Raw genomic sequence first — 22,173 nt, 5'->3', positions numbered from 1 at the left:
AAGTCGACCACCGTTTCCATGGCAGAAAAGCACGCGCCTGAGATTGAAATCTTTATTTTGAGCAGAGGGTTCCGGGCTCAGATTTCACGTAGCTGCGCGCGAGAAAGGCCGTTTTCAGCAGTCAGTATGCGGGCAGCCTGGAAAAACCGACTTTTTCAACACAATCGGCCAATAGCTGCCACTCAGGAGCATCCTGTCCGCTTGGCAAAAGCGGCTTCGCCGAAGTAGGCCGGTAGCTTATGGGGCCTCAGGTTGAATCAATGTGGAAATCATGTGCTTGATGGTCAGGTTAGCCAGTTTTGCTCCTAATCCGGAAAAATTATCTTGGTTGGCCCTGACATGCATCGCATCATTATAGATAACCGCCAGCAAAAAATAGACTTCAGGAACGGTGGCTCCCGCAGACTGTGCGAATTGTAATTTGTTGACGGTTTTGTGTGTTGATAGGAACTCTCCTTGGGACTCTTCCGCTAATAAATCGAAGCTCAATTGCTCTACCTGTCGGCGCACGCCACTGCAAACCGCAAGGGGGTCGAAACCCTTACCTTCCACATATCTCTGCATATGACTGGCACAATGTACTGAAAATTGAGACGCCGTAGCCAGTCCAGCGGGGAGCCCTAGGGCCTGAAACTCGTTAGATAGATCCATGTCGTCAGAGTGGAAGTGCAGGAAGTGCTTCGAAATTGCATCCGATATGGCAGGGTCATCTCGTTTGGAAATTATGCTTTCTACCGCTTTGTCCGCGACCGCAATTTTGTTTAGGTAGCAAACTTTTTGATCGCTAAAAGTAAAATTCCTGAAGAATCCAGGATTTAAATGAGTCATAATTAATGGGAAAATTTGGCGCCCTTCAGATTTCAGTTCCGCAATCATTTGTGTCAGATAATACTGGCAGGCAACCAGATTGGCGTCATCCAGATAGTCAAATATCTCATCAATTACTAAGATAACGGCCTTGTTTTTCTTGAGTTGCAGCTTGGCCTTTTTCAACTGAGCTACAAAGCAAATGATATCTCGCTCTCCGTTGGAAATCTGATTTGCCTTCGGAAAGGCAATCACAAGTCCATCCGCTGTTTCCTTTGGCTGAATATTACGCCAAGTGCCTTTCAGCGCAGTGAAGACCTCAACGTAGGCCGCTTTTTCGAACGCATAATTAGCTCGCTCCCCTGCCTTTTTAAAAGCGGCCTTGTCGCTGGCGTGAATATCACCAATCTGTAAAGCTGCGAGGATGGCCTCAATTTGCGAGGCATGGTTTAATCCTGATTCCGCGAATGCTGCCAAAATGCCGCTAACAAAGTCAATGGTTGACACCGCTTGTATTGTTTCATCTTCAACACTGGCAAGGATTTTATCCGAATTTCCAGTTCCGGCGTTGATCTCATCCTGTAAAGTTTTTATAGCCTTCTTAACACCGGCCTGATCCTGTTTATTAAAATCGACCTGATTCCAAATTTTGGCCATCACACGGTTGTCGACAAGAAAGTTGGAAATGTTTGGTAAGACCTTCCCGTTTTTCCCGAAGGCACCTTTTGCTGCCGCGAAGGAGTAGCTAAATTTTTCTTTTGGAGGAATATTTTTGATCAGTACGACTGGAGTGACTTCAATTGCTGAAGTGACAATGTTAGCGCCCGCAATTTTGAGTTTTTTTGCTTTTGAGACCAATTGGCTATTAATTACATGAACGCCAAATGTCGCTGTTAGCTCATTTTTTGTATGATTCGCTTCTTTTTCAATCTTACTTCCATCCTGCATGGTATAACTGATTTTAAGAGATGGATGTAGGTCTTCATCCCCCTTGTGGCGTTCGTCCTTATCCAGCTCCATCCTCTTCAACCGCAGGGAACCAAAAGCGGCAGTAATGGAGCTTTTTCCGAAACCGTTGGGCGCTACAATGAGTGTCGGCTTGTTTGGAATAAGCTGAACATCAAAAACAGAGTTTTCGATCCCCTTAACATTGGTTATGGCGATTTTGTCCATTCGTTTGATCATAATAAATTCATTCCCTTGACTAAATGATGTTTTAACTCCCGCCCGCGAGCCTGCGGCTCATGCAGAAGCAGAAGCAGGAGCCGGAACAGTGCTGGCTGACTATACCGGCATTTACAGAATCACAATATGTTGCTGAGTGTGCCCAAAGCCTCACTCTCAAATCTGTTGACATGCTGTAGCCAGTTGTCTATCTCGGCTTCAGACGCTATACCACGGTTCTCGGCAATCCGAGCCTTGATAGTGGTAGTGAGACGTTTTTTGTTGCTCGATCAGGACTGTCAGCGCAAATACAAAAGTCGTTATCCATCCCTTGGCTTCAGAAAGGATTTTCCTGCCCGGAGCATAGCCGAATCCGGTCCTTTCGCGGATGCTCAGTTACATTTCACGGTCCATTGGCCAAGACGCGTTGTGTAGCTTTTGCTGATAAGGTGGCGGTGCATTGACCAGCCGGTGAGCTAGCCACGCTTGCCAGCCGAAGCGTCCCGCGTCCCCACCGCGTGTTGATATCATCCAGGACGCTCATTACCTTTTTGGCAGCTACAGGCTTGAAGTGAGCGAAGAGGTCGTCCGTAAACTCGCCTGGCTGACAGAGATCCAATAGCAGTACTTCAGCTTTGCTGTGTTTGAAGCTAGGTCGGAACAGGCGGTTGATCGCTTCGGTGGCGGCCTTTGTCAGTAACCGTACAGCATTGGTACGTCGCGGGACGCGGTGAAACCATGTGATCCGCAAGGCTTGACCGGCTACGCCGAAAACTTCAGGGTGATTTCGCTGACATAAACAGCATTGTGACATTTTTCCCAAAAAACCGGTTTTTCCTGCTTGGAAGGCCCGATTTTCCTATGTCGGACAACGGACGTGAAAAGAGATGCGGCACCTTGTTTACAAGGAGTATAAATAGCGCTGTGTGACACAAGCCGAGAACGACGATGGCCGACACCGCTCTTACCGACCTCCTGAAGCAAAATGGCCCCATGCTTAGCGGCGATTTATCCAAGTTGCTTGAGACAAAGTATGGATTGAATGCTGAGGCAGCCCGGAAACGGGTCGAGCGGGGCAACCTTGGCGTGAACCGGCTCAACCACGTCATCTTTCCGCATCGGGCACGCTTCATTTACCTTCAGGAAGAATATGGATCTCCATATTTCTTCGACAAGCTGATGGCAGCTTTAAAGAAGACAAGGAGCACATACTTTGGGGCGTTAAAGGCTTTGGAGCTTCGGGGCAACATGATGCCCCGAGCGCATTTTCTGATCGCCTGCGGCGCGCCCGTTGCTCAAAAAAAGCACATTTCCGCAGAAAGCCTGCTGGAGAGACTGGTAAAAGCGACCCTCGTGAAGGAGGTTTTAGTACCAGGTGGGGAGCTGTGCGTGGTGAGATGCGATCAGCAACAAATGCTAGATGAGCCATCTGTCTGGGCGAAGATGAAAGGCCGTCTCATCGCTGAAAAGGTGGCACTGTTGGCGGTCAGGGACTGGTCTCGAAATTTGGGCATGGTCAGCTATGACACCGTGGAAACCCGAGAAGACGAGAGCCTGGAAGCATTACCTAAGGTCGGAACGTTCAATTGGGACCTAGCAGGCCCCTCCTATCTGTTTCCGATGCGAGAGTATGTTGATGCCACTTTGAAACCAGGCTTTTTTGTCTGCGACCTCGCGCTCAATGGCATTGTTGGCGTTGACCAACTGGCAGGCTTCGTAAACAAATGCGTCACGTTGCGTAGCCTCAAAAAGGTGGGTAAATGCCTTCAGGTGTTCGTCGCTGAAAGGTACTCCGATGAGGCATTCGACCTCCTCAGGGAAAAAGGCATCATACCGGCGACCACCGAAAGCCTTTTTGGCCGCGATGTGGCGCAGGCACTGAAAAGTCTCTGTGCGGTGCTGACCGACACAGCGAAGCTCACCCAGAATCCGGATGCCCTGGACAAGATCTTTAACGACCTCTCTCGGATTGAAGGCGCCGCCTCAACGTTGCGTGGCAGCTTGTTCGAGTTCGCAGTAGCCCAAATCGCAAGGTCCACATTCCTAGGGTATTCCCAAGAGATGAACCGGATCGTCAAAGATAGCATCGGAGCGGAGGCCGAGATCGACGTTTTGGCGCAACGGCCTAATCACGAAGTCGTTTTTATCGAGTGTAAAGGCATACACCCGATTAGCACGCTGGGAGATGACGAAGTAGAAAAGTGGCTCAGCAAGCGCATTCCGGTGATAAGGGGATTCGTAAAAACGCATTCGGAATGGGCGAGCACCGCTCACCGATTCGAGCTATGGACCAGCGGCAAGCTCTCTGAAGCTGCCATTGCACTGGTCAATGCCGCACAGGCGAAGAACCCAAAACTTGATATCCAGATACGTGACGCCAACTACGTACTTGCTCAAGCTGTGGCCAGCAAAGACGTGGGCCTATTGAAGGCCTACAAGCAGCATTTCGTAACGCACCCGATGCGAGAGTTTGAGGAAGCTCAGAAGCGCGAGCAGCGCAAGGCGGAGAAGGCAGCGGCCAGGTTGAATAGACCCTCAGTAAAGGCTCCGCCACCTCCGCCTTCAACCCCACCCGCATCGGGTACATACCAAGGATTCATGACTCCCTAGTCACCGAAGCGGCGAGCGACTCCTTCCACTCTTTCAGCGAGGTGCAGAAATGTCCAAACCACAGGTTCTCATGCAGATGTGGAAGCCATACAGGGAGTTTCTGATCCAGCAGCACTGTTTCTACGTAAACGAAGCCAACACCCGACTCATGAGCCAGTTCGACAACATCAATGCAGATGCTGATAAGGCAGCAGAGGCATGGCTTGAGCGTCGAGGCGAGCTTTTTGACCCGGATCGGGATGATGAAGGCGCGATCTATGAGGAAGCCGAAAGCGTTGCCATCGAGTTCTATCGACAGTTGGATGAAATGCGGGAGCAAACCAGGCTCAGCGTCGTGGCCGGTATGTTTCATGCCTGGGAAAAGAACCTCAAAAAATGGATAGTGGATGAACTGCGCCGGTGGGGGCTCGGTTCCCGTGCAATTGGGGCTGTGTGGGGGGCAGACTTCCCGAAGATAATGGAACTGCTAGTGAGTCTAGGCTGGCCTATACAGGGCCAAAGCTACCTGGCAGTGCTGAATCAATGCCGCTGTGTCATAAACATCTTCAAGCATGGGGATGGAAAATCCCTTGCTGAGTTAAAACGCGATTTCCCGAAATACCTGATTGACCCCGTCAATCCAAAATTCGACCTGCCAGCTACGGAGATCGAGTGGCTGAACCACAGCCATTTGCAGGTGACAGAGGCTCAGGCTCAAGAATTCTCAGAGGCCATTATTGAATTTTGGAAGAATGTTCCTGAAAACCTCTACGAGCAGGACGGAGGCGAACCGCCGTCTTGGCTCATGAAAGCTGTTGATCAGGACCGTAAAGCCAGTAACGGTTAGACGATGCCGATTACGCTCGATGCCCTGCCCGTAACGTGCAGGATAAAGCGGCTTCGCCGAAGCAGGCCAGGAGGGGTTAGGCGTACTTACTGCTGTCTTTGTCCAGCGCCCGGTAGTTAGTTGCGCGATGCACTCCGAACAGCTTCGAAATCTCGGCAATGGGTTTTCCGGCATAGATATTTCCCATCCGTGCGCAATCTGCGTCGAAGTCAGTGAAGGCTTTGGATCAAACCGTACACCTCGGGCTTTGGCAGCCTCCGGCCAAAAACAGTCTCTCGAGTAGACGCTGAGCCTCTGCATCATCGTGTCTGTTCAGCACGGGCTTGCGACCCCCTGCAACCGCCAGCTAAAGTCCTTCATCCCGTAATATTCGCAGATGAAAGGACTTGAGATGCAGGCCAGTGACTTTAAACATCCGCATACACGATGGCACTACATCACAGTTCTGGAGCGCACAAACAATTTGATTTTCATGCATGCCATAACTGCCAAGGAAAACGACAAATCTTTTATTTTTAATGAAGAAGCAACAAAAAAACTAAACTGGGACAAAAGCATCAAGACAATGTTCGACTACCGAATGTCTTTCGGAATCGGAGATGTCTATGAGCGTATTTTCCAACTTTGCGTGATCTCACTATGCTCAGATATAGAGCTATTTTTCAAGAAAACCTTCGAAATATTCGAATATAAAAAAGGCTCCGGAAAAGGCTTCTACCAAAGATTTAACGATGTAATAAAAGCCCTAAATACAGCTGGTCACGACTTTTCGCCAATAGAAGATCGATTAAGTAAAATAAATCTTGCCTTCCAGGTACGCCACATATGCATCCATAATTATGGAATCGTTGACGACGACTTTCAAAAAAACACGAACACCGGCAAGCTCGGTGAGACTTATGTAATAGAACAGGAGCAGTACCGAGAGATGTATGACGCATATGTAGCCCTTCTTTTGCATTTGGACAATCACTTGCCCTCGGCAAAATAATCAAACGATCTATTCCCGGGCAGCCTCTGCACGCGTAATGCTTTATATGTAGGCTCATGCATCTTCGCTGCAATAAGGGCACAGACATATGCTTTCGCCAGCTCTCTCGCTCGCGCATCAGCCAGTTCGAGTCGGCTGGAGAGCACTATGGTGGCGCAGATCGCTGCCTGGCCTCCGGCGGCAATGAGATCTGTGCTGCCGCCAACCATCGCTATGCCAGCAATGTTTCTTCACCATGCGGCCGGTGCCCTGCGAGCGGCCCTCTGGCTGCTTCAGCATGGCTACTATGATGGTTTGGGCAGGCGCTCCTTCTAGGGCTCAATATGTAAGGTCTCACAGACGATACAGTCTGAATTGCCCCTAGTTCGATAGAGGTCATTGGATGGCTGCTTTTGGCCGGCTGCTGCCTGTCGCCAAAGGCAGCTAACGGCCAGTCAGTGACTCTGTATAGTCGGCTCTTTAGAAAACCGATGTTTGGATCTATAGTGCTCTAGTCGCGGATCTAAACTCCAGCTATGAATTGGAGGCGCGAGTGCGCACAGACTTTGCTGGAAAGGGTTTTTAACCGCCAGTCCTTCCTGTCAGGACGCTCGCTCCTCTCTGACGGTGTGGAATTTAGGTGACTCCCCCCAGCGCCCCTCTCGATCCCTTTATGCCGACGATGAGGCTTATGGACGGCCTGGCTACGTAGGGCTCGATATCTGTCACTCGCACACATGAATGCGTAGAATGCCGATTCAGCCTACCACCTAGGATTGAGGTCAGTATCGAATGAGCGAGTCGGTGCACACTGTAAAGTTCCAAGATTTAGGAGGCGACAGTGAGATGCTACGGACAACCTTTGCTAGCTCTGCAGTGCTGACACGTGACGTAGAACTTAAATTAAGTTTACTTTGTATGGAATCTGAGACAGATCATGGATATAGCCAAATGTGTTTTGGATGATAGAGTATACGATGCGCTTGATTTCTCAAAATTGCATCCTGGTGAGCTCGCAATCAAGAGAAGGCATCTTATATGCACTGAGTGTCATGCAACTGCCTTTTTTAGGAAAGCGTCTCGCAACGGGCAAGCTGCATGTTTCGGAGCCTTCCCGCACGCTGAGGGTTGCTCGCTTGGCTTATCTGATATCCGAGAGTCGCCGGTAGAAAATATTAGTAGCGATGTAACAGATGACTTAAATGAGCATGTCGATTCCAGTGCTGCGGCTGCGCTGAGAGCCCAGGCTGGTTTAAGGTTGCCAAGCAACAAAAGAGCAGGCGCTAGCTCAGAAAGTGATTCTATAACGGGTACCGGAGTACGTCAAAATCTTAGTTTGATTTTGAAAAAAATCATCACGTTGGAACAAAATGATCAGAATAAAGAGAAAGACCTTGGAGATGAATACACAACCGCTGGGAAGTACCAGTTTGTAAATTTTAACCGTATCAAAACGGATCAGGGCGAAGAAGATCGCGGATATTGGGGGATGTTAACTGATGCTAGGCTGAGTAGTGAAGGAGCACTTTGGCTTAATGCAGGTGGGGCTGAAAATGTTAGCTGCGTTATCCAAGCTGAAATGGTTGATGATTTTTTTGCGGCATATGGCTTATCTGATGAGGAAGACCTTGCAGGTGCATTTTTAATCCTGATTGGATCTTTAAAAGTTTCCGCAAATGGGAAGAAATACATTCGTCTTGCAGGTCTTGAGCACATAGCATTGCTAAATGCCAAGCGAAATGCAGAATTGGCCGATCAGTATTTCTGGACGAAAAAGAGAAAGCTGGCATTTCTTTTGACGCATAATCAAATGGGGGTTTTCGACCAAGAGCTTGGTATCAAAAGACTTCATTATGTAGATGAAGATGTTGCTAAGGCGTGGCGAGCTAAGCTTGCAAGTGAGTTCCATCCGGATAAGAATCAAGGTGATACATCAATAGATTATGCCGAGATCATGTCTTGCATTAATAGGATGTATAAGCGGATGGTGGGCAAAGCATGACGCAAAACTTACCCTCTGTGATATACCATCCTCTGAGCGAATTAACACAGCGAAATGAAGTCGAGCTAATAATAAAGGGTACATTTGCCGCCCTCAGTTCAAAGCATATAACCGCTATTGTAAATGCATTTTTTCTCAGCACAAAAATTTGCGTTAATGGTATTCCCTATATAGCGATCGGCAGTCTTTCGGCCATATTGAGAACAGGGAATTCTAAAGCCGAAAGACCCTTGGTGTATCAAGGCATTCCTGGGGTTTTAAGCGCAGCTCAAATTATCGAAATTAACGGAGTTGAACATATTTCAGGCCCGACATTGAGGGCGCTGATTGATGTTAGAATGCATTTGGCGGATGGTCGAACCAAATTATATCTTCAGGTCGCCATGCAATCTTATGAGCGGATTTTAAACCTGTCACAGGTTCGTGATCTGAAGGAGGTTTTTTTAGATGACATCAGGAATAATCGCCCCTTATTAAAGAGTCAGAGGATTGCAGAGCTCAATATCGCGCACTGCGAATTTACAGGTACTCCATTTTTTGATCGACATGAAGTGGAATTTGCACACATTGAAAGCGTTGTAACAAACCCTATGCTGGCGCTTGATGTTAACAATGGGGTGATCATTTTAAAGGAAATCCATCGGGAACTTACGCGACTAGGGATTCATGACTTCAAAGGTATGTACAAGCATTGCCAGACCAAAGGGTACTCCACCGCATGGTCTGGCCAATAAAATTTTATTTGGCCGATCAAGGGATTAGACACCCCAAACGCCTTCAGTAAAAAACACAAATCCTGAGCTTTTCCGACATAGTAGCCATCTGCAATTAGCCGCTTTTCGCCGGTCGCTGCCTGAGCTGAATGCTTCCGGCCAAAAAAAGCGGCCCGTAACCGCCGAATGAAGACTAAGAAACCTGATCACCTATCACTATTACGGATGCTCCGAATGTTACGTCAGATAAGCGAGTAACCTCAGCCAATGCCCGTAAAGGGATAGCAAGTCGAAAAGTGCCAGTGGATTCAGTGGACGGTATTGCAGCTCATACCCCCTCAAGACCTGGCATGCATCGCGATGAACGTCCGACCAGTCATACGCAAAGAGTCCACGTTTGGCAAACTCAACGAAAGCGTTGCGCCAGCCATGACAGTGAGACGATCTACATCGGATCCCTCCGGCAATGAAAGGACCGGTTCTTCGGAGTTCTCGACGGAGGGCAGTGCGGAATCAGGAGCCGGTCCCGGATCACCCGTAGTGAAGAGCGCAACTTGCCCGACGGCGTCGGTGGCGACCCCATCCAACATCAAGGTCCTGAAAAACAGAGAGAGCTACCATTTGCACCTACTTTGGAAAAAGGGATGAGTTGATTTCCCAGCTTTAAATATCTGCTTTTGGCCAATTGCGGCCCTCCTAGTGAGGGTATAACTACGTCAACCTTTTACATTATGGGGATCGTTACCGGGCTTAATGGTGTCTTTGGCTCGGAACTGGCCGTCGCGTCCCTTTGTGGTCATTTCACCGCCACCTTGGTTTTGCAGCATTTCCCGGGCGGCTTGCTGCGCCTCGGCCTGAGTATTATGCAAGCTCGAGGCTCGGTCGGAGTCGTTGCGTTTGTTTTCCCACTTTCCATCTGGACGTTGGGAAATAGTGCGATCTTGGGGTTTGCTCATCGTGGAACTCCTATGCTGGACATCTCCATTTATAGCTTAAGAAATCGCCATCTGCCCGCTGATGATCTTGCACCCCAAAGGATCAGGTTTGACCATCTTGCTTACTGGCTATGGCGAGGCTTAGCGTCGATTGCGATGCTTGTGACGATAGCGGAAATCTATCCTAAGCTGACCGTCATGGAGCTATTTGACCTGCGCTGGTCGACCTGATGCACTCGTAACGTCAGTGTTGAGACGGTACTGTATGCGCCGGATGAACTCAGAGGATCGGATACCCATGAGGACAAAGACTATACCGGTAGGCCAACTGATTATTGAAGGCCTCGGAGATACGGATAATGCGTATGAGTACGTCTACGAGTTGATGCCTCTCATCGGAAAGGTTGTCCTCTGGTTTAATACTCTTGAGGCGGACATCGATAATATTTTATGCGGATTCATATCTGACCGAACAGATCAAAAGGGCCTCTTGGTCGTGGGTAATATGATGTATGCCACTAAGCTGGATTTGTTCGAGCGATTCACTTCTGATTTTTTCCGTGAAAGAGCCGATCAGCCTGCTTGGTTCTCACAGCTCCTGTCAGATCTTCGGGAATGTGGAAGCCTTCGCAACAAGGTTGTTCATGCGAATTGGATGCACACCAATGAGGATGGGTACACCCAAGTCAAAATTAAATTCAGCAAGAGGGGACTTGAGCATGAACTTGTCCAATTTTCCAAAAAATCGCTCGAACTCATCATTGGTAAAATTGAGGCTACGAAAAACCAATTGGATTACCTCAGTATGGAATTTTTACCCTGCTGATGTGTAATAGGAGCGAGGCTGTTCTGGCAACGGTTCAGAACTCATTCGGGGAAGTTTCTTGAGTAGTGATGTTCGCAGCGAGCGATTGCTTTGGGCCGACTTCGGCCGGTCGAGCGGCTATTGCGAGAAATCATTAGGGGCGTCGGCGGCCACTCTACCTTTGCCCATCCATGGCCTCAGCAGAGGGTGCCAGGCCTGACTTCCTCCCTCTAATCTGGCCAGTCCTTGTTTGGTATTGCCCGTGTTTTCACCACACGAGCCCACGCGTATCGCTGAAGAGATCGCAAAAAAACCACCTATCGAATGATAGGTGGTTTTGATGGTTCCAGTAATCGCAGAGGAAAACTATAAGAAGACTTTCATCGCCCCGATCAAGATGCCGATCGTCACGGCGAGCATGGAAGCCATACGGATGGACAACTTGAGATCGGATTTAGCGATCTCTGCGGTCAGCCGATGATTAGTATTAGCGATCTCAGCTGTCGCCTTGCCGATTTCAGCAGTTGTTCTACCGATCTCGGCGGTCAACCGCTGGTCAAGGTTTGTGAGATCACTTTTCGTAGCGAGTAATGTGAGCATGTCAGATTCCAATGCTTGGATAACGGCTTCAGCTTTGAGCTCAGGCACGTCGATTGCGCGCAGTGCCTGATACATCGCCAGTTCCATTTTCATTAAGGCCTCCTAAAACAAAAAAGGCCTTCCCCACGACGGGAAAGGCCCGTCGTGGGTGGGAAAGTCATGCTTCCATCGACATTCAAGTCGACTGTCCGCGCTGCCGGAAGCTATGCGGTCATATGAAGGATCCTGCGGAGAACCGCAGCGCCGTCTTGAAGATCCTGGCGGCTGGTGCTGAACGAATCAGCAAGATGCATAGCAAAAATGCCGCTGAGGGCGTTTGCTGTCAATCAGGAAACCGGTTAACGAGTGTTTCCTAATGTTGTGTGAGGCTTCTCGCTGCCTGGCGTCACCACCTTCAGATTCGGGTTGTTGAGGGACGAGTCGCTTATCAAGCCATAGTGCTTTTTCAAGAGATAGCCGTGTAAAAAACGTGTTCTGCATGCACCGTTGAGCTCACATGTCCAGATGCAGCGACCGTTCGCTTGCATGCGGTGCAGTTTCATTTTTCCAAAGAGCTTTTGAACCCATTCCCAGTCAGGCTGCCCCTGTTTTTTCGAGATGGAGGCGGGACGAGGGAATGCTTTCGCGTAGCGTTGGAATATTCCAGGAGTGACTAAGAAGAGAGTGTCTTCGACGGAGTGCACCAGCGCTTGGTCTTCATTCATGATGATCTCGTGAGTGCGTACGCCTTCGATCAGCCACTCCATGAAGTGTTCGCCGCTTGGCTTCGCATGCTTGTCTGACTCGGACGGTTCTTCTGCTGAGAGGGCTGATTCGGTGAAAGGTACGGAGTCGGAATCTTCAGGCCACTTGGGAGGCTCGCCGATTCGATTCGTTAATGAGTCGAAATAGTCGGTTGATGGTGTATCTGGCAGTGATGGATCTGATTGTGTGGCGATGGTCGCTGGCTTATGGCTCTCAGCTGCCGTGGCGGTCTGTGCAGGGGCTTTGGTTACTAAAGCTTGTTCGGCTTGAATAATGATCGCGCCGAGTGCGCCGGTATGTTCGCTATGGCCAGACCAGCGGGCCATGAGCGAGGCCCACAGTTCAGGGAAAGCGGAAAGCCAGTCCAAGATTTCGCTGCTTAATAGCTGGTGGATCATCAGGCTGGATGCGGGGCCGCGCAGTCGATAATCGAGGTCTTTTCGGTATCGTACTCGGTAAGGTCGAGTCAGCGGTCCGTGCCATGGGTGCCAGGCGCAGCCATCCAAATATTCGACGTGGAGATCAATCGCAATCTTGCCAAGGTTTTCACTCAGAATGGCGTATGCCAGTGCGGCATTCCACGCTTCCGTTTGGATGATCTGAACTTCTGGTGGAGCTCCTGGGGGCAGTAATCGTGATCGGCGAATTTTTAGAGCGTACGTAACTACTTCCAGGCCATGGTCCAGCATCCCACCGGAGTAAGCGTGGGGCTGACTTTCGGATGCAGGGAAAAGTTGAACCAGCTCGGCGTATCGTCTAATTGGGTCGAGATAAAGTTCATCGAATTGAGGGCGGGACATGGCGGTGCACTGCCAGATCTGCCTCAGCAACTTTTGTCTGCGGGGAGCGGCCAAGAGTGATTCCGCAGATTGGGGAGTGGTTAGGCCGGCGGGTGATGTTGGGCTAGCTGCAGCCCTAGGGTCGAGTGCACGCCGAAGCTTGCGATGGAACAGTGAGAACATAATTGCTCCTGTCGAGAGGGAAGGGAGGTATTCGCTTGGCGACGACATGAAGCAGCACTTATGAATATGGATGAGTGCTTGGCTTCGAAGCGCCGATACAGACTTGTCAGTGGGCAAAGCGTGAGGCGGGCGAGCCGGATTAGTTGGCATTCCCTACGGGCAGCGGGCGGCTTCTGCGACGCCCTCAGTTATCCAAGCTTGCAGGGTCGTTCAGGTGACCGAAGCCGGGAATGCTCGCCGAGCTGGCATTCGATGCCTCGTGTCCATAGGACACGCAACCGGCAAGCGTAGAAAGATTAAATGCGTCACTACGCATATCCGTATTGGCTGGAAATACGCTTGGTCAAGTCGAGGCGCTAACGAGGCGGGGAGTGGGGCGCACTCTTACGGCTCATTGACGTCGAAAGCCTTGAATTATCGTCCGAGGTAGGTCGCAGTAATTTGTGTTCTCTCATGCCCGAGTTCACGGCTGATAATTTGTCGAGCGATACGGTCTTGAGAACGCTGCATTGGGGTCAATTCCCTGGAAAAGATTCCCCCTGCCGCCGGTGCCTTCCACCCTGTCAAAGCGAAGTAACGGCTTTGTGCATAATGATGACGTAGGCCATGCATGTGGCTCAGGCCTGCTGCCTTGCACTGACCATCGTAGGTGTTTCTCTGCTGGATATACGTTTTCTGAGCCGGGATTAATGAGCCGGCTCCCGCTAGCTGATGTGCCGAGTTCAGCACCTCGCGCTGTAGCGAAGTAGTGATCGGCACAGAGCGATCACGCCCACCCTTCGTCCATGAGCCCTTGAGGAGAATGTGATCTCCTTGATCCGCATACTTGGGCTGAAATTTGATCGCTTCCTCACGGCGTAATCCAAACGCCGACTGAAGCTGGAGGCTCATGTGCACATGGGCGTCAGTGATCTTGCCAAGGTCCGTTCCCAGTTCCTGGGCTTTGCTGACGTTAGTGACGAAGCGCCGGTCGGCCACACCCAGTTGCGCGTTGTCCGCGGGGAGAATGCCGGCCTTGCCGATTTTTTCAGCCCACCATCGAAGGTGCGCAAGCCGATTTTTGATGGTGCCAGGTGACAGGCCTTCCCCTTGCCAGCGATCCAGCAGTGCCAGTATGTGTTTGCCTTTGAGCGAGGGGGCTTTCATCTGTCGGAAACCAGACTCGCGAAGTTGGCGGGCGATCAGCCCCAGTGAGCGGATACGGTCGGCCTGAGTGTTGTGACTGCCATCGCGATTGCGCCGGCAAAGTTGCCGCAGGGTGTAGGTCAAATCGTCCATATACGATCCAAGCTCACTTTGACTTGTGTTGTTGTTCTGTCCTGAAAATCATTGGTAAGTGTTGGTGCCAACTCGCTAGGCGAGATCCCCGAAGGGCAGGGGCACGGTGTTCAGGAAACACCGATGTCTCGACTGAGACTTCCGTCTTGCTTCCTGCTGGAAGATCGGACGGAGATGGAGCGGGATGAGTTAGTTTTTAGTGTTGATGAGTACTCCAAGGAAATGGATGGGATTGTTAAGTGGAAGCAGTCGGCATTGTGCCAAGGTCCGCTGTCTAGGACGGTGCAGTAGCGGCACATGACGGAATAAATCCGATAGACAAAAGCGGCTCTGCCCATGGGGATGGGTCGGTATGCTTTTAGAGCCTTGCATACCTGGCTAACTCCATCCTGCTGGATCAGCGCTTGCAGGAGTCTTGCGCTGTTGGATGACGACTCTCGAACCTGTCGTCTTAGGTTTTTGCTGGGCCAGTGTATGGGGGCATCATCATGTATGCCGCACTCTTTAGGATTCAGGATTTGCCCGTGATGTTGGGGTGTCGGCGGGGCCGTCACTGCGGTTTGCAGTGACGGCCCGGTTCATATGAGTTGCGCGTCATCGGGCAGGGCACACATATTATTGCCTATGGGACTGACGCGGCCTTCGGCCTTGTCGGCTCCCTGCACAGGAGCGGCATGGTCCCCATGCCACGCCTGCACAGGGAGCTTGTGGGAAAGATGGAGCTGGGAGCGGCCTGCCCATGATCGCCGTGAGAATGGCAATTGATCTCCGATAATGCAGTATGTCACTCGTCAATAGAGCCTTAGCAACTCTGTCGGAGTGAGCCGATCTCGTCTGATTTATCGTCAATAGCGCAGCAGGATGGCCTGCACAATGCTCAGCAGAGTATTACGGCTGCTGCCCTCCAATGGATTATCACGTTTAATGCCATGACATAGCTCATGCGAACGGCTCGCAGGCATGGGCGAGCAAGTCGACGACGTTGATATCTGGATTGAGAGCTTTCTGCCGAGAGGCTAAGGCGGATGATAACTAGCAGCCACAATGGGATAGTTAAGAGCCTCAATTGGTGAAGACCTATGCAGCGGATGGACTCGTCGCGAGCCGAGATCCGTCCGTTTGGAACTAGAACGCGCCAATCCAACAGAAAAAATGAACGTCTGACCTCCTGATGTTGCCGCTCACGGAGTGCTCTCGTCGGTAGCCTTCGTTGACACCATCGTCATTTTTGACGATGATGTGTGCATGAGATATCCAGGCGGGAAAGGCAAGTGCTACCAGCGCTTGATCAACCTGATGCCTCCGCATCAGACCTATATCGAGACGCACTTGGGTGCGGGTGCTGTCCTGCGTCACAAGAAGCCTGCGGCTCGCAATATTGGCGTGGATGTCGATCCTGCTGTTCATGGCGCCTGGACTGATCACCAGGTTGAGGGGCTTGAACTCATCCAAGGTGATGCGTCGAGCTACCTGAGCAGTTTCACGTACGACGGTAGCGAGCTGATCTATGCTGATCCTCCGTATGTCACGCAGACGCGTCGTCGCGCGAAGATCTACCGTTTCGAATATGATCATGCCCAGCATGAAGAGCTGCTTTCTACGCTGTGCAGTGTGCCGTGCAAGGTCATGATCTCCGGCTACGACAGTGCCCTGTACAAGGAAGCGCTCCAAGGATGGAGGAAGGTGACGTTTATGGCCAAGACGCACATGGGTGTCAGGGAGGAATGCGTCTGGATGAACTACGCTGCCCCAGAAGAGCTTCACGACAGCCGTTACTTAGGTGACACGTTCCGCGAGCGGCAGACCATTGCCCGGCGCCAATCCAGGCTCCGCGACCGTGTTTCTGCAATGGATCCGGTAGAGCGCAGCGATTTCCTGCACTGGATCACGCAGACCTATGGATCCGTTCAGGAGGCCCGGTGATGCAAAACGGTGTTGTGTTCGTAGACTCCAAGCTCTACAGCCGCGATTTCCCTGATGCCATGAGCGAAGTGCTGCCTGGCGTTTCCTGGGGGTTGATCGAAGCGTTCCCGACTCCAGCGTACTGGGCCTATCAGGTATGGGCAAACGACCAGGAGCCCGAGCCGCTCAACTACAAGCTTGGTGCCACGTTGGCGGAAGAGATCGGGGCGTGTCTGTTGGGTGGTCACGGTATCCCCGCGAACGTCGGCCTGGCGGCGTTCGCCCAGCTGAGAGACCTCGGTGCCTTCGACGGTGAAGTGCCCAGTGTGGCGCTGCTTCAGGAATGGCTGACCACCCCATTGAAAATTGGTAGCCGCTCAGTACGTTACCGCTTTGCCAAACAGAAGGCTCGTTACCTTCATTCGGCGCTCGCAGCCCTGGCCTTAGGGGATGTTCCACTTCATGCTGGACGGGCCCTTCGAGACTGGCTGCTGGAGCTGCCAGGCATCGGCTACAAGACCGCGTCCTGGATTGCCCGCAACTGGCTTGATGCCGATGATGTCGCGATCCTGGATATCCACATCTTGCGCGCCGGAGCATTGGCTGGCTTTTTCTCGCCGGGCCTTACAGTCGAACGGCACTACCTGCAGCTGGAAGAGGAGTTTCTTGCGCTGAGCAAAGCGATTGAGGTTCGGCCATCCAAGCTCGATGCGTTGATGTGGTTCCAGATGATGTCCGCGCCCACCGTCGTTCACAGCCTGCTGAACCAGGCTGGTTTAAAGGCTGCCTAGCCCTTCGGTGCCGGCCCACCGAGCAGAGCAACACCTACCCCCGTGAGTATCCCTGAAGGGGCGAGTTGGCTAGCCCAGGGCTCACCTGTAATTCCCAACGGGCAGAACGCATAGTCCAAGGCCTCAGCGATCAATGCCATGATCGCGAGGAGTACTCCGGCGTCTCGCCAGATCAGGCTTTCGCCGTGCTGATACTTAGTAGCTGTCTTCCAAGGTTCGGCCACCAACAGTAACCGCGTCGCCTGCTCGCTGGGTAGGGTTTGTTGGCACTGCTCCGCCAATCCCGCGAAGGCTTCCACTGATCCCGGTACCTCAACAAGGCCGTGCCGGCGATTGTCGTAGCGGCGCCAGTTTGTCGTGCCGGGGATGTGGGCCAGGATATGGATGGGGTGAATGGCACCGGCTGAGGGTGTGGGGCGCAGCTCCAGGTCAAAGCCGTAGTCCGATCCGGCAATGGCCTGCGTACGCGTACTGCGCCACAGCAGCTGGCCCAGCTGATCAACACTCAAGGCATTGAATGTGCGCCGGGTGCGCCTGTGATCGAGGAGGCTGAGGATGCCTTTGTCGTCGACGTCCTCTATCTCTGGCAGCGCGTGGAAGGTGCCATCCGGCCAGGTGAACGGCTGATAGTGCCCTGGCTGCGCTCTAACCTTGGGACTACTGAGATTGATCCAGTTCATGTTCGATTTCGTGCCAAACCTCAAAGTACTTGAAGCAGCCTCGGCAGTTACCACATGGAACGTTGGATTTGTGGCAGCTGTGAGCCCAGGCCAGCATGGAGGAGGGCACCCCGGCAGTCCTTACTAGCTCAGTGGTGCTCAGCTCGATCGCAGGCGCCTCAACGGTCATCTGACCTTCCTGGATTACCATCAGCTGATTGATGGCGGCGATGAACTCCGGCGTGCCGTCGCGGTGCGAGCCATCGGACTTCACAGTGCCCAGGTAAAGCGTGTTCACGCCCAGGCTGATTGCCTTCATGGCCGCCAGGGTGACGAGCATCTGGTTGCGGTAGGGCCACCAATCACTCGCCGGTGCGTGTGCGTCCGCCTTGCCACCGGCCATATCACCGGAGCCGACTGCACGGCAATCGATCGAGATGACGTGGTGCTCAATACCGAGTTGTTTGCAGAGGGTGGTGGAGGCGGAGATCTCCGCCTCTGCAGCCAACTGTCCGTAATCGAGCGTGATACCGATTTCGGGACGTAGCCACCAGGCGACGGCGAGGGAGTCCATACCCCCTGAGAGGAGAAGAGCACGCTTCATAGTTCTGCTGCCTTCCAGGCGGTCTGGTAAATGGCCGTGACGAAGTCATCGGTGATAATGCAGCCTGAACCGAGCATCATTTTTTGATCTTCTTCGGACTCATTTTCCACGTACATGATGACTGGCTTCTTGAGTGCTCGTGCGTAGCCGATCTCATAGATCGTCCCTGCGTCTAGACCGTCACCGATGGCCAGCATCAGGTCGCACTCATGGATGGCGTCGAGATCCTTGTGCACGACATCCTCCGCCGAGCCATGGCCGACATCGTGCACTGGAGAGAATACGTTCAGGCCCATCTCCAGCAACTGGCCACGCGCCTCTTCAATCAACCAGAGCTGTGACAACGTGAAGAAAGGGCCCGCCAGGTACACCAGGGGCGCTTTGCCGCTCTTCGACTTTTTTGGCACGCTGGCTGCATCAGGGTTGTAAGTGCTGAGCTCTGCTCTGGAGGCAAAGCCCTGAGATTCGCAGTAATAGGCTGTCGCCCGTGAGGCATGCAGGGCCGCGTCCAGTGGCGTCAGGTCATCCTCAAGCCAGAAGTAGGCGAAGGTGGCGACGAACACGTCCCCTGAGCCCACCTTCCAGACTTGGGGGGTTACGAAAGAGGGGATGTGGTGTGTGCGATTTTCGTGGAAGAGGAGTGCGCCGGCTGGGCCCATCTTGATGATGACGATTTCGGCATGCTGGGATGTGGATAACGCGCGTGCCAGGTCAGCTGCGTTCGTCACGCTGCTGCCATGCAGGGCTTCAGCCTCGTTCCTGTTCAAGATGAGTGCCAACCGCTCAGCCCTGGAGCCGTTCTCATGAAAGGGCGCTGGGTAGTAGGAGCTCTGCGGGTCGTAAACCGCCTTTTGGGCATTGACCACGCAATCACCCTCCAGAAAGCCGAAGCGCACGATGTTCCTGGCCGTCAGCTGCAGACTTGTTTGGCGCTTGGGCGCTGGGTGAATGGACGGTTTGGACAGCCCGTGGCTGTAGCGGAACTGCAGGCTGTGATCGATGTTCTGCGGCTCCAGGGTGAAGCCCTCCAGCGCCGCTCTCATGCGAAGGATCGATTCTGCTGTGCTGTCCGTGTAGGTCGTAAGGTTTACCGTCCCGCCCAGGCGCGCGATAGCTGTGGCGGCTCGACCACCCGAGCCGAACAGCTCCTGCCACGTGGGGCACATGCATTGTTCGTAGTAAACGCCGCCAGATACGCTGATCATCAAATCACTCCTGTTTGACCGGAGAGATCTTGAGCGCCACCTGGCCGCCAATCTTGGCCGTCACAAGCGCTACGTAGGCCGTACCGTTCTCGATACACGTGATTAACCGGATCGCTTTAGGTGATGCGATGCCTCCTGCGGTCTGGCCGTTCCAAACAGCGAGTGCGGAAAGCTCAGCGCCGGCGTATCCCACGGTCATTTGCAGGGTGTCACCGACATTGAACTGCTCAACCACATCGGCCTTCGGAGAGGCGAGATGAGTCTGCAGGTAAAGCCTGTCACAGGTGATCTCTGTGGGAGCTCCCGCTGTGTAGTCCCGGAATAGCTTGCCATCTGAACCTGACATTACGTTCCCCAATATCCCTATGTGAAACAACGCAGCGCTATCTACACGTCAAGTCGATGCCTGTTGACAGCGGTTTGACTAATGCTAGAGTGCCATCACTCTAACCCTGTCGGATCCAATTTGCCAATAGATAGGCAAGGGCTTTTGGTGTCACGTTCAGGGCTCAAGCATGCCAAGTTTAGCGGTTGACGCTAGGGTGGCTCGGTTCGTGCTAACACAGGGTAGTGTTTGCTGATGTCGAAAATCCTCGATTTTGAGATTAAGAACTACAAGGGCATTGTCAGTACTCGCATTGAGCTTTCAGGCAAGATCGATACGCCGATCGTAATGCTCATTGGCCTTAACGAAAGTGGTAAAACCACAATTCTCGAAGCGATATCGCAATTTGTAAGTAGCGATAAGTCGGTCTCGAGTCTGTACACCTTTAGTCCAGAAAATAACAAAGAGTTTACGTTCATTCCTGCCAGCCAGAAGGGTTCATTCCAGGGCATAGTGTCCGTCGCCGCCACGGTGCAGCTGGACGAAGAAGAAATAATGGCGATCGAGAGGCTTGCAGAGACTCTCGGGTTTGAGGTGGATGTCGAGGCCTTGGGCAAGAAATTCCGTATTGCAAAAGAAATCAATTTTGCAAATGATCCGAACGGTGAGAGTAGCGGAAGTCTCGGCTTGGAGTTAAACGTCAAGCTGCCTTGGGAGGAGGAGTTTGAGCCCTTCGCATACCCAGATAATCCTGAGGTGGATGTGTGGGCGCGGATCGCAGAGTTGGTGGTGGAAGGCGTACCAACGGTCGCCTACTTCCCGACATTTCTGATTAACGTACCCGAGGAAATCGAGCTGGCCCCATTTCTGGGGGAGAGTTACGAGCAGCGTCACTACCGGGAGATCGTGGAAAAAATCATTGCGTATGCAGATCATAATGTAGAAGAGCACATCAATAGACGCATTGCGCAGTACCGTGAGAAACATGGCGCTCAGTGGCTCGATACCTTTTATCGAAGCCATGAAAAGAGTCAGATTGATGCGGTGTTCAAGAAGATCTCCCAGGCTCTGACGAGCGAGGTGATTGGCGGCTGGCGGCGGATATTCGCGCGCGAGACGACAGCCAGGCGGGTCGAGCTGCAGTGGTCTGTCACCAGGGCTGATACACCTACTGCCATGGTGTCCTTTGCTGTCAGTAACGGTGACTCTGACTATAAGATCAGTGAACGCTCCATCGGCTTCAGGTGGTTCTTCACCTTCTTGCTCCTCACTGGCTTCAAGCTGGAAGACAGTAAGCGCAAAACCATTTATGTATTCGACGAACCTGCCGCCAACCTGCACTCTCGCGCCCAGGTTGAACTGTTGAGGTTTTTTGAGAAAATGATCGGCAATGGGGACAAGATCATTTACTCCACTCACAGTCACCACATGGTCGACCCCAGGTGGCTCTCAGGCGCCTACATCGTCGAGAACCGCGCTGCCAAGCATGATGACGTTGACGGGTATGATCTTGAGTTTTTACCGGCTGAAATCGCCGCAATAAAGTACAGACAATTTCTAGATAAGTATCCGACCAGAAGCCATCACTTTCAGCCGGTAATAGAGAGTCTGCAGTATGTGGTTCCTGAGATCGTAGGCACGTCGCCCTTCGTCATCGTGGAGGGAATTTCGGACTACTACGCGTTCAAGGCGGCCTCGACCACGTGTGACGTCGCGATTAACTTCACCATCGTCCCGGGTGTCGGTTCGAGCTCGTCTGGGAACCTGATCAGTTTGCTCATGGGACGGGGGGAAAAATTTATAGTCCTCTTGGATGATGATAAAGCGGGTCGAGACGCACGTGATCGATACCGCAAGAAGTGGCTCCTACCCGACTCGTCCGTAATCACCTTTGCAGATATCGATGCGACCTATGAGTCTTGGGCGCTGGAAGCCCTGGTGGGCCAGGATAGCTTTGGGCTCGCACAGAGGACGCTGGGACTGAGTACATCACCCAGCAAGGATCAATATGGGCTGTTCTTGGCGGAGCACTACCATAAAGCAGAGACAGGCGAAGATATCTTCTCGCCGCAAGGGCTTGAGAATCTCCACGCAGTGCTTCGTTTCCTTGCCCAGCAATTCGAACAGTCTTGAAGGAGGGGGTTGTGCTCCTGCTCATGAGGTACTGGTGCAGCTACACCCAAGTGGGTGTGGCACTGATCATGAAGTCAGACTACGTCCTTATACGACTTATCTTCTAAGACTGCATCAAGCAGCTTACAGAGTTCGGAG

General features: G+C 52.2%; 19 protein-coding genes and 1 pseudogene. 10 read left to right on the top strand and 10 right to left on the bottom strand.

The window, feature by feature from the left end; translation table 11 throughout:
• Positions 1-237: 237 nt before the first annotated feature.
• Positions 238-1,992 carry a hypothetical protein gene (locus BLU76_RS31595; protein ID WP_092224372.1) on the bottom strand — a complete coding sequence of 585 codons (1,755 nt, stop codon included), beginning with the start codon at positions 1,990-1,992 and terminating at the stop codon, positions 238-240.
• 371 nt (positions 1,993-2,363) lie between these two features.
• Positions 2,364-2,698 (bottom strand): annotated as a pseudogene (locus BLU76_RS21740) (DUF4113 domain-containing protein); the annotation flags it as partial.
• 221 nt (positions 2,699-2,919) lie between these two features.
• On the opposite strand from BLU76_RS21740, the gene BLU76_RS21735 reads away from it, so the two are divergent.
• From BLU76_RS21735 to BLU76_RS21710, 5 genes are all read left to right on the top strand, one after another.
• Positions 2,920-4,581 carry a hypothetical protein gene (locus BLU76_RS21735; RefSeq protein WP_092224370.1) on the top strand — a complete coding sequence of 554 codons (1,662 nt, stop codon included), beginning with the start codon at positions 2,920-2,922 and terminating at the stop codon, positions 4,579-4,581.
• A gap of 49 nt (positions 4,582-4,630) precedes the next feature.
• Positions 4,631-5,407, top strand: a complete 777-nt coding sequence (locus BLU76_RS21730) for a hypothetical protein (RefSeq protein WP_092224368.1) — start codon at positions 4,631-4,633, stop codon at positions 5,405-5,407.
• 391 nt (positions 5,408-5,798) lie between these two features.
• Positions 5,799-6,398, top strand: coding sequence for a hypothetical protein (locus tag BLU76_RS21720; RefSeq protein WP_092224366.1), 600 nt, complete (start codon positions 5,799-5,801; stop codon positions 6,396-6,398).
• 916 nt (positions 6,399-7,314) lie between these two features.
• Positions 7,315-8,379 (top strand): J domain-containing protein, encoded by a 1,065-nt coding sequence (locus BLU76_RS31040; RefSeq protein ID WP_139211643.1) that lies wholly within the window; start codon positions 7,315-7,317, stop codon positions 8,377-8,379.
• Entirely contained in the window at positions 8,376-9,113 is a 738-nt protein-coding gene (locus BLU76_RS21710; RefSeq protein WP_092224362.1) for a hypothetical protein, read from the top strand. The genes BLU76_RS31040 and BLU76_RS21710 overlap by 4 nt, the downstream gene beginning before the upstream one ends.
• A 695-nt stretch (positions 9,114-9,808) precedes the next feature.
• Here BLU76_RS21710 and BLU76_RS21700 read toward each other — a convergent pair.
• On the bottom strand, positions 9,809-10,048 hold the full coding sequence (locus BLU76_RS21700) for a DUF2188 domain-containing protein (protein WP_092224358.1): 240 nt from the start codon (positions 10,046-10,048) through the stop codon (positions 9,809-9,811).
• Between the two features lie 12 nt (positions 10,049-10,060).
• Between BLU76_RS21700 and BLU76_RS21695 the strand changes: the two genes are divergently transcribed.
• Positions 10,061-10,258, top strand: coding sequence for a hypothetical protein (locus BLU76_RS21695; protein ID WP_092224356.1), 198 nt, complete (start codon positions 10,061-10,063; stop codon positions 10,256-10,258).
• A gap of 67 nt (positions 10,259-10,325) precedes the next feature.
• Positions 10,326-10,853, top strand: a complete 528-nt coding sequence (locus tag BLU76_RS21690; RefSeq protein ID WP_092224354.1) for a hypothetical protein — start codon at positions 10,326-10,328, stop codon at positions 10,851-10,853.
• A gap of 345 nt (positions 10,854-11,198) precedes the next feature.
• Here the strand turns inward: BLU76_RS21690 and BLU76_RS21685 are convergent, their stop codons facing one another.
• The 3 genes from BLU76_RS21685 to BLU76_RS21675 all read right to left on the bottom strand — a co-directional run bounded on the left by BLU76_RS21685 (position 11,199) and on the right by BLU76_RS21675 (position 14,416).
• Positions 11,199-11,525 (bottom strand): hypothetical protein, encoded by a 327-nt coding sequence (locus tag BLU76_RS21685; RefSeq protein WP_058543814.1) that lies wholly within the window; start codon positions 11,523-11,525, stop codon positions 11,199-11,201.
• A 245-nt stretch (positions 11,526-11,770) separates the two neighbouring features.
• The gene (mobH, locus tag BLU76_RS21680) at positions 11,771-13,138 is read right to left on the bottom strand and encodes a MobH family relaxase (protein ID WP_092224352.1); all 1,368 of its coding nucleotides are present in this window, start codon (positions 13,136-13,138) and stop codon (positions 11,771-11,773) included.
• Between the two features lie 414 nt (positions 13,139-13,552).
• On the bottom strand, positions 13,553-14,416 hold the full coding sequence (locus tag BLU76_RS21675) for an integrase domain-containing protein (protein WP_092224350.1): 864 nt from the start codon (positions 14,414-14,416) through the stop codon (positions 13,553-13,555).
• 1,284 nt (positions 14,417-15,700) lie between these two features.
• On the opposite strand from BLU76_RS21675, the gene BLU76_RS21670 reads away from it, so the two are divergent.
• Both BLU76_RS21670 and BLU76_RS21665 read left to right on the top strand, forming a co-directional pair.
• A complete protein-coding gene (locus BLU76_RS21670) occupies positions 15,701-16,339 on the top strand; it encodes a DNA adenine methylase (RefSeq protein WP_256572694.1) in 639 nt (212 codons plus the stop codon).
• Positions 16,339-17,109: an 8-oxoguanine DNA glycosylase gene (locus BLU76_RS21665; RefSeq protein WP_092224348.1), complete on the top strand. Its 771-nt coding sequence runs from the start codon at positions 16,339-16,341 to the stop codon at positions 17,107-17,109. The genes BLU76_RS21670 and BLU76_RS21665 overlap by 1 nt, the downstream gene beginning before the upstream one ends.
• On the opposite strand, the gene BLU76_RS21660 is transcribed toward BLU76_RS21665, so the two are convergent.
• Genes BLU76_RS21660 through BLU76_RS21645 form a run of 4 tightly spaced genes read right to left on the bottom strand, consistent with a single transcriptional unit; the run spans position 17,106 to position 19,923 of the window.
• A complete protein-coding gene (locus BLU76_RS21660) occupies positions 17,106-17,789 on the bottom strand; it encodes a nitroreductase family protein (protein WP_092224346.1) in 684 nt (227 codons plus the stop codon). The two genes, BLU76_RS21665 and BLU76_RS21660, sit on opposite strands and share 4 nt — an antisense overlap.
• Complete coding sequence (locus BLU76_RS21655) at positions 17,767-18,372, bottom strand: 7-cyano-7-deazaguanine synthase (RefSeq protein ID WP_092224344.1); 606 nt, start codon at positions 18,370-18,372, stop codon at positions 17,767-17,769. Before BLU76_RS21655 ends, BLU76_RS21660 begins: the two co-directional genes overlap by 23 nt.
• Positions 18,369-19,577, bottom strand: coding sequence for a PfkB family carbohydrate kinase (locus tag BLU76_RS21650; protein ID WP_092224342.1), 1,209 nt, complete (start codon positions 19,575-19,577; stop codon positions 18,369-18,371). Before BLU76_RS21650 ends, BLU76_RS21655 begins: the two co-directional genes overlap by 4 nt.
• Positions 19,578-19,581: 4 nt before the next feature.
• On the bottom strand, positions 19,582-19,923 hold the full coding sequence (locus BLU76_RS21645) for a hypothetical protein (protein ID WP_256572693.1): 342 nt from the start codon (positions 19,921-19,923) through the stop codon (positions 19,582-19,584).
• A gap of 234 nt (positions 19,924-20,157) precedes the next feature.
• Between BLU76_RS21645 and BLU76_RS21640 the strand changes: the two genes are divergently transcribed.
• Positions 20,158-22,035 (top strand): AAA family ATPase, encoded by a 1,878-nt coding sequence (locus BLU76_RS21640; protein ID WP_092224339.1) that lies wholly within the window; start codon positions 20,158-20,160, stop codon positions 22,033-22,035.
• Positions 22,036-22,173 lie beyond the last annotated feature (138 nt).

The sequence above is a fragment of the Pseudomonas sp. NFACC08-1 genome (genome assembly GCF_900106735.1).
Lineage (GTDB): Bacteria > Pseudomonadota > Gammaproteobacteria > Pseudomonadales > Pseudomonadaceae > Aquipseudomonas > Aquipseudomonas fluorescens_Q.
Note: the sequence above shows the minus strand (reverse complement) of the source record. Positions and strands in the feature narration are given on the sequence as shown.

What these genes read in the sequence shown, in the direction of transcription:
- BLU76_RS31595 (WP_092224372.1), bottom strand. Translation starts at nt 1,992, where the DNA reads ATGATCAAACGAATGGACAAAATCGCCATAACCAATGTTAAGGGGATC.
- BLU76_RS21735 (WP_092224370.1), top strand. Translation starts at nt 2,920, where the DNA reads ATGGCCGACACCGCTCTTACCGACCTCCTGAAGCAAAATGGCCCCATG.
- BLU76_RS21730 (WP_092224368.1), top strand. Translation starts at nt 4,631, where the DNA reads ATGTCCAAACCACAGGTTCTCATGCAGATGTGGAAGCCATACAGGGAG.
- BLU76_RS21720 (WP_092224366.1), top strand. Translation starts at nt 5,799, where the DNA reads ATGCAGGCCAGTGACTTTAAACATCCGCATACACGATGGCACTACATC.
- BLU76_RS31040 (WP_139211643.1), top strand. Translation starts at nt 7,315, where the DNA reads ATGGATATAGCCAAATGTGTTTTGGATGATAGAGTATACGATGCGCTT.
- BLU76_RS21710 (WP_092224362.1), top strand. Translation starts at nt 8,376, where the DNA reads ATGACGCAAAACTTACCCTCTGTGATATACCATCCTCTGAGCGAATTA.
- BLU76_RS21700 (WP_092224358.1), bottom strand. Translation starts at nt 10,048, where the DNA reads ATGAGCAAACCCCAAGATCGCACTATTTCCCAACGTCCAGATGGAAAG.
- BLU76_RS21695 (WP_092224356.1), top strand. Translation starts at nt 10,061, where the DNA reads ATGCTGGACATCTCCATTTATAGCTTAAGAAATCGCCATCTGCCCGCT.
- BLU76_RS21690 (WP_092224354.1), top strand. Translation starts at nt 10,326, where the DNA reads ATGAGGACAAAGACTATACCGGTAGGCCAACTGATTATTGAAGGCCTC.
- BLU76_RS21685 (WP_058543814.1), bottom strand. Translation starts at nt 11,525, where the DNA reads ATGAAAATGGAACTGGCGATGTATCAGGCACTGCGCGCAATCGACGTG.
- mobH (WP_092224352.1), bottom strand. Translation starts at nt 13,138, where the DNA reads ATGTTCTCACTGTTCCATCGCAAGCTTCGGCGTGCACTCGACCCTAGG.
- BLU76_RS21675 (WP_092224350.1), bottom strand. Translation starts at nt 14,416, where the DNA reads ATGGACGATTTGACCTACACCCTGCGGCAACTTTGCCGGCGCAATCGC.
- BLU76_RS21665 (WP_092224348.1), top strand. Translation starts at nt 16,339, where the DNA reads ATGCAAAACGGTGTTGTGTTCGTAGACTCCAAGCTCTACAGCCGCGAT.
- BLU76_RS21660 (WP_092224346.1), bottom strand. Translation starts at nt 17,789, where the DNA reads ATGAACTGGATCAATCTCAGTAGTCCCAAGGTTAGAGCGCAGCCAGGG.
- BLU76_RS21655 (WP_092224344.1), bottom strand. Translation starts at nt 18,372, where the DNA reads ATGAAGCGTGCTCTTCTCCTCTCAGGGGGTATGGACTCCCTCGCCGTC.
- BLU76_RS21650 (WP_092224342.1), bottom strand. Translation starts at nt 19,577, where the DNA reads ATGATCAGCGTATCTGGCGGCGTTTACTACGAACAATGCATGTGCCCC.
- BLU76_RS21645 (WP_256572693.1), bottom strand. Translation starts at nt 19,923, where the DNA reads ATGTCAGGTTCAGATGGCAAGCTATTCCGGGACTACACAGCGGGAGCT.
- BLU76_RS21640 (WP_092224339.1), top strand. Translation starts at nt 20,158, where the DNA reads ATGTCGAAAATCCTCGATTTTGAGATTAAGAACTACAAGGGCATTGTC.